The sequence below is a fragment of the Geobacter sp. FeAm09 genome (genome assembly GCF_008330225.1).
Lineage (GTDB): Bacteria > Desulfobacterota > Desulfuromonadia > Geobacterales > Pseudopelobacteraceae > Oryzomonas.
In genome coordinates, this window is the sequence record NZ_CP042466.1 from 2,549,786 (window position 1) to 2,562,929 (window position 13,144).

The following is a 13,144-nucleotide window of genomic DNA, read 5'->3' on the forward strand; positions in this document are numbered from 1 at the left end:
GTCTGTCCATCATGGGCGCACTCAAGGTCATTACCAGCAACTCCCTCACCCGCCTGGCCGCCACCCTGGCGGGCGACTTGGCCGGTTCCCCCACCCCGCCCCTGGGGCGGGATACGGTGGTGGTGCTCAATCCCGGCATGGCCCGGTGGCTCTCCCTGGAACTGGCAACCACCCGGGGGGTCGCCGCCGGTCTCGACTTCCCCTTTCCCAACCAGATCCTGGATACCTGCTTCCGCGCCCTGATCCCCGGCGTGCCCGACAATTCGCCCTTTACCCGGGAGCGCATGTCCTGGCGCATCGCGGCCCGCCTCCCCGCCCTGCTGAGCCGCCCCGGCTTCGAACAGGCGGCCGGCTACCTGGGCGCGGCGGCCGACGGCCGACGGCTGCTCCAGATTTCCCGCATCCTGGCCGACCAGTTCGACCAGTACGTCATGTTCCGCCCCGAGATGGTCCTGGCCTGGGACCGAGGCCGGGACGACGGCTGGCAGGCCGACCTGTGGCGGGAGATCTCCGCCGGCTGCGCCGGCCAGCATCGGGCCGCGCACCTCGGGATGTTCCGGGAGCGCATCCGGCAGGGGGCGCACCCGGCGGGCACGCTCCCGCACCGCATCAACCTGTTCGGCATCTCCTACCTCCCCCCGTTCCACCTGGAGGCATTCTCGCTGCTCGCCCGGACGACCGAGGTGGTTTTCTACCTGCAGAACCCCTGCGGCGCCTTTTGGGGCGATCTCGTCTCCCGCAGGCGGCTGGCGGAACTGGCCCTGCGGGAGTCCCCCGATGCGGAGGAGTACTACGATACCGGCAACCCGCTGCTCTCCTCCCTGGGAACCATGGGGCAGGAGTTCCACGACATGCTGCTGGAATACGGCTTCGACACCACGGACCTGGACGACGGGGACGAGCAGCCCGGCGGCACCCTGCTGCAGGCCATCCAGAACGATATCCGCCAGTTGCGGGACAGCGGCGGCCGGGACGAACGGATCGTCGTCGCGCCGGGAGACCGTTCCCTGCACGTGCACTCCTGCCATGGCCCGTTGCGCGAAATGGAGGTGCTCTACGACAACCTCCTGGCCATGTTCGATGAACTGGACGGCCTGGAGCCGCGCCACATCGTGGTGATGATACCGGACATCGAGGCCTTTGCCCCCTACATCGCCGCCGTGTTCGGCACCCAGGCCGGCGGCAGGCCGGCCATACCGTTCACCATCGCGGATCGCAGCCAGCGCCGGGAAAACCCGCTCATGGAAATCTTCGCCCGCATCCTGGAGCTCCCGGCGACCCGCTTCGGCGTCAACCAGATCCTGGAACTGCTGGAAGCGCCGCCGGTGCTGGACCGCTTCGCCATCACCCCCGACGAGTTGGAGGCCGTCAGGGGCTGGCTGAGTGAAACCGGCGTGCGCTGGGGCTTCGATGCCCACCAGCGGGCCGAGCTCGGTTTCCCGCCTTTTGCAGAGTTCAGCTGGCAGGCGGCCCTGGACCGCCTCTTCCTGGGCTATGCCCTGGAGCCGGACAGCGACCGTCTGTTTCACGGCATCCTCCCCTTTGGGGATATCGAGGGACGCTCCGCGGTGCCGCTGGGCAAGCTGGCCGAATTCCTGCTGGCGGCGCGCACGGCGGCCAAGCGGCTGTCGGGGAGCCACTCCCTGGCCGCCTGGGCCGACATCCTCGCCAGCACCGCCCAGGATCTCATGCGCGCCGGCAACGGCGAGGACGGGCTCAAACCGCTCTTCGACAGCCTCCAGACCTTGCGCGAAGCCGAGGAAGTGAGCGGCTTCAAGACCCCCATCAACCTGGAGGCGGTACGGGAGGCCCTGAACGGGCTGCTGGATGATTCCGGCGGCGGTTTCGGCTTTCTGGGGGGGCGGGTCACCTTTTGCGCCATGCTCCCCATGCGCAGCATCCCCTTCCGGGTGATCTGCCTGTGCGGGATGAACGACGGCATCTTTCCCCGCAACAAGCGCCAGCCCGGTTTCAGCCTCTTGTCCGGAAAGCGCCGGCGCGGCGACCGCTCCGTCAGGGACGAGGACCGCTACCTGTTTCTGGAGACCCTCATCTCGGCCCGGGAGCGCCTGCACATCAGCTACACCGGCCAGAGCGACCGGGACAACTCCGTCATCCCCCCCTCGGTGGTGGTGGCCGAACTGCTGGACTACGTGGCGCGCGGCGCTGTGGTTGCGGGCCTCCCCGAGACGCCCCCTCCCGTCCTGGTCAACCACCGCCTGCAGGCCTTCAGTCCCGACTATTTCAGTCCCGGCGCCGATGCGCAGTTGTTCAGCTACTCCACCGAATACCGGGACGCCCTGACGGAGCGGCGCATCTCCGGTCCCGCGACGCGCCGCTTCACCACGGAACCGCTGCCGGACGATCCCGAACTGGTGCAGGAGATCGAACTCCGGGAGTTGCTGCGGTTTCTGGGCAGCCCCTGCGCCGTTTTCCTGGCCCGGCGGCTGGGCGTACGCCCGTTCGACCCGGCCGAAGAGGTGCAGGAACGCGAATTGTTCCGCCTGGACGGCATGGCCGCCTATGGGCTCAGGCAGGATTTGGTCCGGCAGGCCCTCTCCGGCACGGAACTTGGTACCGGCTACGAGACGGCCCGTGCCCGTGCCCTGTTGCCCCCCCTGGCCGCCGGAGAGACCGCCTACCGGGAGGCCCGGGACGAGAGCCAAAGGTTTGCCGGTTTGGTGGCGCCGTTCCTGGATGCGGAACGGGAGCCCCTGGCCGTGGCCTTCGGGCACAACGGCATGACGTTGCGGGGCGCCCTGAGCGGCATTCGCCAAACGCGGTGTCTGCGCTGGCGCTGCGCCGCCATGAAGGCCAAAGACCGCCTGACATTGTGGGTCGAACACCTGGTCCTGAACGCCCTGGCGCCCGCCGGCTATCCGTGCCGCAGCCTCCTGTTCTGCAACGACCTTTCCCTGGCCCTGGCACCGCTGGACAACGCCGCCGCCATTCTGGGCGACCTTCTCGATTTGTACCGAGAAGGGCTGAAAAGGCCGCTCCCCTTCTTCCCGCAGGCCTCCTGGCTCTATCTCACGGCGGGCATGGACAAGGCGGAAGGACGCTGGACCGGCAGCGACCACGCCCCCTACCCGGCCGAATCGGCCGAACCGTCGAATTCCATCTGTTTTGGCGATACCAACCCACTGGGTCAGGAATTCGCGGAGCTGAGCCGCCGGGTGTTCGAACCGATGCGGGCGGTGGCGACCGAGGAGAAGATGGCATGAAAAACCTCGACCTGCGCGCAATCGACACCTGCGGCCCGACCCTGATCGAGGCCAGCGCCGGTACCGGCAAGACCTGGACCATCACCGCGCTCTATACCCTGCTGCTCCTGGAGCAACGCCTGCGCCCGGAGGAGATCCTGGTGGTAACCTACACCAAGGCCGCCACCGCCGAACTGCGCGACCGCATCAGGAAACGGATCGCCGCCACCCTGGACCTGTACGCCACCGGACGGGAGCCGGCCGACGAATTGGAACAGCTGCTGCTGGACAGCCCAAAGGTGAACCGGGAGGCCGCGCAACTCCTCCTTACCCGCGCCCTGTACTCCTTCGACGATGCGGCCATCTTCACCATCCACGGCTTCTGCCAGCGGGCGCTGCTGGAAAACGCCTTCGAGAGCGGTTCGCTGTTCGACAGCGAACTGACCGCCGACCAGTCCGCCCTGGCGGCCCAGGTATGCGACGACTTCTGGCGGACCCGGATCATGGCCGACACGGGGCCGTTCCTGGAACGCCTGGTCAGGGAGGGATACACGCCGGACAAGCTGGCTGCCCCCTTTGAAGGGCAGTATCAGAACCCGGACCTGAACGTCATCCCCGAGGCTGTAGATGTGGACCTGGCCCGGCTCGCGGGGCAGCGGGACGCCCTGCTGCCGCCGGTGGCGGCCATGTGGGCTGCGGAACGCGCGGCCATCGTCCAGATCCTCAACCAGGCCAACCTGAGCCAGACCAGCTACAAACCGGCCCAGATCGAGGCGGCCGCGGCAAAACTCGACGTCTGCCTGGGACAGGGGAATCTGGACAAGGGAAGTGACGGCCTGGCGCTGTTTACCCCGGCCCGCATCGAAAAGGGCATGAAGAAAGGGTCCGCCCGGCCGGAGCACCTCTTTTTCGACCTCTGTGGCCGCTTGCACGATGCCGTTGTCCGGGTCGAAGACGGGTTCGACACGAAACTGATCCATCGCCGGATCGAGCTCAAAGCATGGTTGCGGGACGAACTGGCCCGGCGCAAGCAGGCCCTTAACCTGCGCTGTTACGACGACCTGCTGCTGGACCTGCACCTGGCCCTGGAGGGGCCGGGCGGGGCGCGGCTGGCCGCCGGGCTCCGCGAGCGCTACCAGGCGGCCCTGATCGACGAGTTCCAGGACACCGACCCGCTGCAATGGCGGATATTCGCCCGCCTGGCCGGGTTGCCGGCAGGAAATGGGGCAATGGACCGGCCGGAACGGGGTACTTTCGGCACGGCCACCCCGGAGGCGCCTCCGTACCCGCTCTTCCTCATCGGCGACCCCAAACAGGCCATCTACAGCTTCCGGGGCGCCGACATCCATGCCTACCTCGCCGCTGCCCGGGCCACGGCAGCGGACCGGCGCTGGACCCTGGACACCAACCGCCGTTCCACCCCGCCCCTGGTGGCCGCCGTCAATGCCCTGTTCGACACGGGCAACCCGTTCCTCAATCCCGGCATCCGGTTCAATCCGGTTCAGGCCGGCCGGCAGCGGCACCAGCACCTCCTGCGCCACGGCAGGCCGGTGGAGCAGCCATTGCGGTTCTGGGTATACCAACGTGCCGACCAGTCAAAGCCGGCGGCCAAAGGGACGGCACGCGGGACGACGGTCACGGCGACCGCCGCGGAAATCGCCCGCCTGCTGGACGGCAAGAGCGAGATCATCCCCAAGGACGGCATCCGGCGGCCGCTCAAGCCGGGTGATATGGCCATCCTGGTCAAGGCCCATTACCAGGCCGACCAGATGCAGAGCGCCCTGGCCGCCCTGGGCATCCCCTCGGTCCAGCACGGCAATGCCACCATCTTCGAGACCCGCGAAGCGCTCGACCTGCTGCGCATCCTCCGGGCCGCCGCCGATCCGGGCCGCAGCGCCCTGATACGCGAGGCGCTGCTCACCTCCGTCGTCGGCCTGTCGGCCAACGACGTCTTTGCCCTGCAGCACGACGAGACCGCCTGGGAGGTCTGGCTGTTCCGCTTCCGGACGCTGCACGAGGCGGCCCAGACAGGAGGGGTGATCGCCCTGGTTTCGCGCCTGCTGGGGGAGTGCGGCGTCAGGCGGCAGGCGCTGGCCTCTGCCGACGGCCCCCGGCGCATGACCAACATCCTGCACTGCTGCGAACTGCTGCACCAGGCGGAGCAGGAGCAGGGGCGCGGCCTGGAGGGCTCCATCGCCTGGCTGGAACGGCGCATCACGGGAGAGATGCAGGACGACACCTTTCTCCTGCGCCTGGAAACGGACGCCAACGCCGTCACCATTTCCACCATCCATGCCAGCAAGGGCCTGGAATATCCGGTGGTGTTCCTCCCCTTTGCCTGGGACCCCCCTTCCGCCCAAAACAGGCGGGTGCTCTTCCACGATGCCTCCGGAAAGCTGACCCTCGACCTGGGGTCGGACAAGCGGGACACGGACCACCGGCAACTGGCCCGGGAGGAGCAGGATGCCGAGGCGGCGCGGCTGTTATACGTTGCCCTCACCCGGGCCGAGTTCCTCTGTTATGTGGCCTGGGGCGGCATCAAGGGCGCCTTCGAATCGCCGTTGCGCAGGCTGCTCCACGGCGAGGACTATAGGGACGCCAAGTCGTTCGGCGCCGCCCCTGACCAGGAAATCCTGGCCGCCCTCGCCGGGCTGGCCGGCAAGGCGGCCCGTGAGGGCGGCCCCAGCCCCATTGCCGCCGGATTCATGCCGGCAGACACGCCCGCCCCGCCCTATTCCCCTGATCGGGAAACGTCAGCCTCCTTCGCCTGCCGCGGGGTGCAGCGGACTATTGCCGCCCAGTGGCGCGTCTCCAGCTTCAGCGCCATTACCGACGGCGCCGAACGCCACCTCCAGCCCCGCGATTACGATGCCGTGGCCGCCCACGACGCTCCCCCGGCCATGGCAGAGCCCCCGGCCGGCACAGACGGCCCGCCGGCCGGGTTCGGAACCGACCTGTCCATCTTCGGCTTTCCCCGCGGCGCAGCCGCCGGCACCTGCCTCCATGAGCTGTTCGAGCAACTCGATTTCAGCGCCGTGGAGGGGGAGTCCCTGGAGCGGCTCTGCCAAACCGTTCTGCTGCGCAACGGCTATGACGGGCGCTGGCTGCCGGCCGTGCAGCGCATGGTCATGGACATCGTCGCCGCCCCGCTCCTCTCCGACGAACCCGGCTTTTCCCTCTCGCGCCTCAAACCGGGTTCGTGGCAGGTCGAAATGGAGTTTTTCCTCCCGGTGGCCAGCCTGAGCGGCGGCCGCCTGGCCGAGCTGTTCGCCGGGCTGCTGAGCCCCGACCGGCACGGCGGGTTCGGAGAAATCCTGGCCGCGCTCCACGTCCAGGAAACCCGCGGCATGCTCCAGGGCTTCATGGACATGGTCTTCGAGCACAACGGCCGCTTCTACATCATCGACTGGAAATCGAATCACCTGGGAGGCCGGCCCGGGGATTACAGTGCAACAAAGCTCCTGGAGCCCATGGCCCGCCACGCCTATATCCTCCAGTACCATCTCTACACCCTGGCCCTCGACCGGCTGCTGCGCCTGCGTCTGCCCGGGTATGAGTACGACACCCATTTCGGCGGGGCCATCTACGTATTTTTGCGGGGGATCGTCGCCGGCTCCGCCGAATACGGCATCTATCGCGACAAACCGTCGCCCCTGTTCATCAGCCGGGCAAACGAGCTGCTGTTGGGGAGCGGCGAGGCGGGCTTGGCTTGAGGTAGATTAAAAAACCACGAGCCCGGACGGTATCCGCCCGGGCTCGTGGTGCATTAACGACAGGATCACAGTCTATTTGAACTTCTCCAGGTACTTTCTGATCCCCCCCTCGAAGATCTCTTCGATCTCGTTTTTGGGATGCCCCTTGGCGTAATGCCGGAAATAATCGCCGATGAGCATGACGATCAGCAGGAAGACGATGGCGTAGCCCAGGCGTCTGCCGAAGCGGGCCCAGTTGAACCGTGGCGCCTCCTCCTGTTCCTCCCCCCTGGCGGGACGGCCGTCACGGTAGATGAACTGTTCGCGCAGCTGGCGTATCCGCTTGAGTTGGACATTGGAGATGTGGCTGATAATGGCATCCCGGTCCCGCTCGTCGATAAACACGAACTGCAGGCCGGTATTGAAGTACTCCCGGTCGTTGCCGGCGGCGAAATTGCGGTTGGCGGTGATGACCCGCGCCACAATGTCCACGATGCGGCGCGGCATGGGGACAAGGATTTCCAGCAGCACATAGACGCCGCTTTCAAACTGCTGGTGGGTGATGATGCGCACGCCGCCGCCGCTGATGTTGGCGGCCAGGGGGATGATGGTATCCCATGAGTCGGCCGGTTCCTCCGTCTCTTCCAGCCCCTCGCGTTCTTCGAACTCCCCGTCTACGCCCTCACGCTCCTCTTGTCCGTCGTGTTCCCCGTCATGCCCGTTCTGCTTGTCAGCGTGCTCGTTGCCCGCTCCCTCATCCTCATCGGCCTGTTCGAGCCGCCGTTCCGGCGGGAGCGCCGCACGTTCCAGGACAAGGCTGCTATCCCAACGTTTGTTCTTGAGTTCGATGTCGACGGCCTGACGCTGCTCGCGGCGCTCCCCCCATTCCTGCTTGAGAATTTCCACGTTCTGCTCGGAGGAGATGTAGTACTTGATCGGCAGGAAGGCGTCGATCCGGTAGAACTCCCGCAGTTCGTCGGAAACGATCTCGCCGATCAGGCGGAGCAGGACCTCCCGGGCAGGGCCTTCGGCAACGATGATGGCCCGGCAACTGTAGCCGCTTTCATCCTTGCCGCCGCGCAGGTCGAGGATCTGGCCCACATGGAGGGAGGCGTCGTGGGGAAGCTGGTCACGGGAAAGCTGGAGGGAAACGAAATCCTCGTCGATCTCGTGGATGATGGCCCAGTCGCGGAATACTCCGGCATTCGCCAGGGGAATGCCGACGCTGACCTTCATGCCGGCAGGGAAATAATTGGCGTAAATGTCGAAATCGTTCATGGAGCGAAATCCGCAAAGGAGATAAGCTGCCGGCGTTCTTGACCGGGGTGCTTCATTCCAGAGATCTGTTCAACGCTTCGACCAGTTCGTCAATGGCGACCTTGTGGACGCCGGCGCCATGCTCGACCGTTTCCAGGTCGGCGATCTGGCATTCGTAACAGTCGAGATGATAGCTCTGGAATACCGCCAGTGTTTCGGGGTGCTGCCTGATGATGTCGGCGATAATCATGTCCCGTGTGATCATGGTACGCACCTCGCTTGCTGGCAAAAAAGGATGGGCTGTCGAGCGCCTGGGTAGTTTTGCTTGGTTGCACGCTTGGTTCCGTTTGGCGCCGCGCCGGCGGCGGCCGTTCACTCGAGTTCGAATTTCGCCCTGAGGGCGGCCTTCACTTCCGGCGGCACAAACCGGTCGATATTCCCGTTCAGCAGGCAGACCTCCTTGACGATGGAGGAGGAGAGGTAGCCGTATTGGAGCGATGTCATCATGAACAGCGTTTCGACCCCCTGGCCGATCGTGCTGTTCATCTGGGCGATCTGAAACTCGTACTCAAAGTCCGATATGGCGCGCAGTCCCCGGATGATGACATGTGCCCCCCGTGAGGCGACATAATCTATCAGAAGGCCGCTGAAGGTGTCAACAACCACCCGCGGTTCGTCCCGGAACACGTCGCGGATCAGGCCGACCCGTTCGTCGATGGAAAACAGGGGGTTCTTCTGGGAGTTGGCGGCCACCGCCACCACCACCTGGTCGAAGATCCTCAGGCCGCGGTTTATGATGTCCACGTGGCCGTAGGTGATGGGATCGAAGGAACCGGGATAGACTGCGATCTTTCTCATGCGCCCTCCAACGTAAAAAACTCCAGTGCCGTGTCGCCGTAAACCCGGCGATCGTCCTTGATCAGCGCCCCGACCCGTTCCGGCAGGGGATTGCGCGCCGCGCATTCCACAACCAGCAGTCCGTCGTCCGCCAGCAGGTGCAGATTGTCCAGCGCCTCCGGCACGGTGCCGTAAAGGGCCGAGGCATAGGGGGGGTCAAAGAATACCACATCGAAGCGCCGCCCCTGCGAGGCCAGAAGCCGCACGGCCTTGAGGCAATCGACGGTGAGAAGCTGCGACCGGGCGGCGAGGCCGGTGACTTCCAGATTCTTTTCCAGAACCGCCTGGACGCGCCGATCATGCTCCACGAAACAACAAAAGGCCGCCCCCCGGCTCAGGGCCTCGATCCCCAGACCGCCGGTCCCGGCGCAGATATCCAGCACCTGGGCTTCTTCAAGGCCGCGACGGCTCGAAATGATGCTGAAAAGCGCTTCCCTGACCCGGTCGGCCGTGGGACGGGTCTGCATCCCCCGGGGCGCCGCAAGTCTCATCCCCCGCACACTGCCCGCAATTACGCGCATCTCCGGCGCACCCTCCCGTATACATCCATCAGCCGCAAGCTACCCTAAAACAGTAGAGGCGTCAAGCCGGAAGCGCTCCGGGCAAAAAATCACATGCCGTTGAAAAAACAGTTGAAAACAAACCGTGCTCCAGTACAATGGCGCGGTCGGCCTTATCCTTGAAAATGCTGAGGAATTCACGTGAACAGAGGACGGGTACTACCATACCGCTTCATGCGCCACCTGGCGGCGGCGGCCTGGATGGGCGGCATTCTTCTCCCGGGGACCGCCGGCGCCGTCCAATGGCGCCCCCTGGCCCGTACGGCGCGCCACGATGTTGCCCTTGACATGGATTCGCTGAAACTGACCCCCTTGGGCAGGGTGACCGTCTGGCTTCGGTTTACCCCCCTGGGCGAACCGCAACGCAAACTGGCCGCCGCCGAGTACGGCGAAAAGCAGTACCGTCTCCATCTGGAGTACTATGAAATAGATTGCAGCGAACAGACCGACGTCCTGGAACTGATGGACATCATCGGGCCGGACGGGAAACGGTTGACAAGAATGAAGGGGGGAGGCCCGCTGGCGGCCATCTTCCCCGGCTCGGCGCTCGACCTGGCCGCCAGGCAGGTCTGCCCGTCTTTCGAGGATGAAGCCGTTGCAGACGACGAAGTGGAAACGCCGGACAGCAACGACACGGAAGAGGCCGGCACGCAGCAGGTCACGGAAGAGGTCCGCACGCGCATTGCCGAGGCGCTCCGAAAGACCCAAAAGGAACCGGACAACCAGGCCGCCTGGCGCGAACTGGGAAATGCCTATTACGACGGCGACCAGCCCCAGCAGGCCATCGAGGCCTACGACCGGGCGCTGGCGTTCGCCCCCGACGATGCGGACATACTCAACGACCAGGGCGCCATGTACCGCCAGTTGGGCGATTTCACACGGGCCCTGGCAAATTTTGAAAAGGCGCTGAAGATTGCGCCCTATAACCTGGAAAGCCTCTATAACGCCGGGTACGTCAATGCCTTCGACCTGAACCGCATGGACAAGGCGCGGGAGGCGTGGCGCCGCTACCTGGAGCTGGACCGGACCAGCGACACCGCCCGCCAGGTTCAGGGGTTCATGGAACGTTACGGCAAATAGACCACACCACCATTGGAGCCGGGCGCAAAAACGACTGATTTGCGCTTTAAGAGCTTGCTACGGTGGCAATGCATGATACCTTTATAAGCAGGGAGGCAACGCTATGAACATACGGCATCTGACACATGCGCTCATGATTCTACTGACATCACTGGTTCTCGGGTGCGGCGGCGGGGGTGGTGGAGGCGGCGGAACAACAGCGGACACGACACCGCCGACGGTCTCCATCAGCGCTCCGGCCAACAACGCATCGGCAAGCGGGACCGTTGCCGTCACCGCCAGCGCGAGCGACAACGTCGGCGTAAGCAAGGTCGAGCTCTACGTGAATGGGAGTTTGCAGACCACGGTAACGGCGTCCCCCTACACGTTCAGTTGGGATACCTCGTCCCTGACGAGCGGGACCTACAGCCTGACGGCAAAAGCATACGACGCCGCAAACAACTCGACGACCTCCAGTGCGGTTTCCGTAGCGGTCAATGGCGCCAAAACGGGTCCGGCCACCGCTACCCTCACCCTGAGCATCCCGAGCTTGCCCGCGAACACCCTCGTCGGAGGGGTGATATTCAACATTACCCTGCCGTCCGGGGTATCGCCGGCCGTTCTCTCCGGCACCGATGCCTCGGGTTCGGTGACCTTTACCGGCAGCGCCAGCGGCAGCCTCTCCGTTGCCGATTACACGGCGCCACAAATATCATTCGGCAGCGTAACCCTGAGCGGCTTCGGCACCGGCAATTTCATGACCGTGAACTGTACCGTCGGCTCCGGGACGGCCGTTAGCCCGAGCGGTTTTTCGCTCTCGGGCATTCAGGTGTTTGATACAAATGGCACCCAGATACCTACAGCGACCATCAACATGTCGGTTCTGTTATTTTAGCCTGTGTGCGCCCGTAGCTCAGCTGGATAGAGTCCCTGGCTTCGAACCAGGTTGTCGGGAGTTCGAATCTCTCCGGGCGCGCCAATAGAAACTATAACCATTATAAATTCCTCCACCTGCTAAATCAGGATACGCTGTTACCGTTAAGCAGCCCCCCACCCTCCGCCTGCGTGATGTTTTTTTTACCTCTTATCGTCTGTTCTCGGGCCGCCGCTCCCGGCAGCGGCGGCCGTGTCCGGGAACGGTGCGGCGAACTCGCTGTGGTGGAAAGACTACTGAAGGCGGTGCGGTATTCGTCGATGTCATCCTTCCGGCCCCCGGAGCCGCCACCTACCGCAGCTTTTCCCGGAGCACCCGATCAAACCGCCGACAACCCGTCTGCCGGTTCGTTACCACGGGAAAAATCCGTTGGCCCTCACGTCGGGACATGCCGCGTGACTTTTTCTCGTATCGGGCACAACCAGACAAAAAACACTTGACGGCCGAATATATTTATTTTATCTATAGTCTAACTAGACATGATTTTGAAAAAGATTTGAATCCGCGCTGACTAGACAACTGGAGGCCGGGGGAACCATTCCCTCGGCCTCTTTTTGTTTGCAACGCCCTACGGGAGACCGCACCATGACCATATCCCCATGCACCAAGGACCGCGTCACCCACGGCCACCCCTGCTTCGGCGGCAACCGCCACAAAAACGGCCGCATCCACCTGGCGGTGGCGCCGCGCTGCAATATCAAGTGCGGCTACTGCGACCGCAAGCACGACTGCGCCAACGAATCGCGCCCCGGCGTCACCAGCCGGCTGCTCTCCCCCCGGGAGGCCCTGGAGCAGGTACGCGGCGTCATGGCTGACGGGCAACTCGACAAGATCATCAAGGTGATCGGCATCGCCGGGCCAGGCGACCCGTTGGCCAACGAGGAGACCTTTGAGACCTTCCGGCTGGTGAAGGCCGAGTTCCCCGAACTCATGTTCTGCATGAGCACCAATGGCCTGTTGCTGCCCGAGCGGATCAAGGACCTGGCGGCGATCAACCTGCACAGCCTTACGGTGACCATCAATGCCGTCGATCCGGCTGTCGGTGCCCAGATCTACCGCCACGTGATCTACCACGGCGCCCACTACCGGGGCGAGGAAGGGGCCGCCATCCTGATCAAAAACCAGTTCGAAGGGGTACGCCTGGCCGCCGAACAGGGCCTGGTGGTCAAGGTCAACACGGTGCTGACCCCCGGCATCAACGACAGCCAGATACCGCTCATCGCCGACAAGGTCAGCGAGTACGGCGCCTTTGTCATGAACATCATGCCGATCATCCCCCAGGCGGAGTTGGCCCATGTCGCACCTCCGTCGCCGGAATACCTGGAAACGGTGCGGGCGGACAACGAACAGATCATCAGCCAGTTCAGGGGCTGCCAACAGTGCCGCGCCGATGCGGTCGGTCTCATCGGCGGCGGTTGTCCACTATAAGGAGAAAAGAATCATGACCATCAATACGAATGTGGCGGAAGCGGCCATCCGGCCGCATAGCGACCGGGTATCAGCGCCTTGATACCAAGTACGGCAACGTGACCACCGGCAGCG

The 13,144-nt window shown here is 64.6% G+C and carries 9 protein-coding genes and 1 tRNA gene; 6 read left to right on the forward strand and 4 right to left on the reverse strand.

All coding sequences use genetic code 11. The features are described from left to right. The first annotated feature begins 11 nt into the window (after positions 1-11). Together recC and recB are read left to right on the forward strand one after the other, a co-directional pair. Positions 12-3,224, forward strand: coding sequence for an exodeoxyribonuclease V subunit gamma (recC, locus tag FO488_RS11880; RefSeq protein WP_149210754.1), 3,213 nt, complete (start codon positions 12-14; stop codon positions 3,222-3,224). Beyond that, positions 3,221-6,916, forward strand: a complete 3,696-nt coding sequence (gene recB / locus FO488_RS11885; RefSeq protein ID WP_149210755.1) for an exodeoxyribonuclease V subunit beta — start codon at positions 3,221-3,223, stop codon at positions 6,914-6,916. The genes recC and recB overlap by 4 nt, the downstream gene beginning before the upstream one ends. A gap of 72 nt (positions 6,917-6,988) precedes the next feature. Here recB and FO488_RS11890 read toward each other — a convergent pair whose 3' ends face one another. From FO488_RS11890 to rsmD, 4 genes are all read right to left on the reverse strand, one after another. Beyond that, positions 6,989-8,173: a PilZ-like domain-containing protein gene (locus tag FO488_RS11890; protein WP_149210756.1), complete on the reverse strand. Its 1,185-nt coding sequence runs from the start codon at positions 8,171-8,173 to the stop codon at positions 6,989-6,991. 52 nt (positions 8,174-8,225) lie between these two features. Further along, complete coding sequence (locus FO488_RS11895; RefSeq protein WP_149210757.1) at positions 8,226-8,417, reverse strand: DUF1858 domain-containing protein; 192 nt, start codon at positions 8,415-8,417, stop codon at positions 8,226-8,228. Between the two features lie 107 nt (positions 8,418-8,524). Then, positions 8,525-9,010 (reverse strand): pantetheine-phosphate adenylyltransferase, encoded by a 486-nt coding sequence (coaD, locus tag FO488_RS11900; protein WP_149210758.1) that lies wholly within the window; start codon positions 9,008-9,010, stop codon positions 8,525-8,527. After that, positions 9,007-9,570: a 16S rRNA (guanine(966)-N(2))-methyltransferase RsmD gene (gene rsmD, locus FO488_RS11905; protein WP_149210759.1), complete on the reverse strand. Its 564-nt coding sequence runs from the start codon at positions 9,568-9,570 to the stop codon at positions 9,007-9,009. The genes coaD and rsmD overlap by 4 nt, the downstream gene beginning before the upstream one ends. Positions 9,571-9,750: 180 nt before the next feature. Here rsmD and FO488_RS11910 point away from each other — a divergent pair, with 180 nt between their 5' ends. From FO488_RS11910 to FO488_RS11925, 4 genes are all read left to right on the forward strand, one after another. Then, on the forward strand, positions 9,751-10,689 hold the full coding sequence (locus FO488_RS11910) for a tetratricopeptide repeat protein (protein WP_149210760.1): 939 nt from the start codon (positions 9,751-9,753) through the stop codon (positions 10,687-10,689). A 133-nt stretch (positions 10,690-10,822) separates the two neighbouring features. Next, complete coding sequence (locus tag FO488_RS11915; protein ID WP_149210761.1) at positions 10,823-11,563, forward strand: Ig-like domain-containing protein; 741 nt, start codon at positions 10,823-10,825, stop codon at positions 11,561-11,563. Between the two features lie 7 nt (positions 11,564-11,570). Next, positions 11,571-11,647 (forward strand) — tRNA-Arg (locus FO488_RS11920). A 540-nt stretch (positions 11,648-12,187) separates the two neighbouring features. Beyond that, positions 12,188-13,030: a radical SAM protein gene (locus FO488_RS11925; RefSeq protein WP_149210762.1), complete on the forward strand. Its 843-nt coding sequence runs from the start codon at positions 12,188-12,190 to the stop codon at positions 13,028-13,030. The last annotated feature ends 114 nt before the right edge of the window (positions 13,031-13,144 follow it).

Excerpts from the sequence above, each read along its gene's own strand:
- recC (WP_149210754.1), top strand. The coding sequence starts at position 12 with ATGGGCGCACTCAAGGTCATTACCAGCAACTCCCTCACCCGCCTGGCC.
- recB (WP_149210755.1), top strand. The coding sequence starts at position 3,221 with ATGAAAAACCTCGACCTGCGCGCAATCGACACCTGCGGCCCGACCCTG.
- FO488_RS11890 (WP_149210756.1), bottom strand. The coding sequence starts at position 8,173 with ATGAACGATTTCGACATTTACGCCAATTATTTCCCTGCCGGCATGAAG.
- FO488_RS11895 (WP_149210757.1), bottom strand. The coding sequence starts at position 8,417 with ATGATCACACGGGACATGATTATCGCCGACATCATCAGGCAGCACCCC.
- coaD (WP_149210758.1), bottom strand. The coding sequence starts at position 9,010 with ATGAGAAAGATCGCAGTCTATCCCGGTTCCTTCGATCCCATCACCTAC.
- rsmD (WP_149210759.1), bottom strand. The coding sequence starts at position 9,570 with ATGCGCGTAATTGCGGGCAGTGTGCGGGGGATGAGACTTGCGGCGCCC.
- FO488_RS11915 (WP_149210761.1), top strand. The coding sequence starts at position 10,823 with ATGATTCTACTGACATCACTGGTTCTCGGGTGCGGCGGCGGGGGTGGT.
- FO488_RS11925 (WP_149210762.1), top strand. The coding sequence starts at position 12,188 with ATGACCATATCCCCATGCACCAAGGACCGCGTCACCCACGGCCACCCC.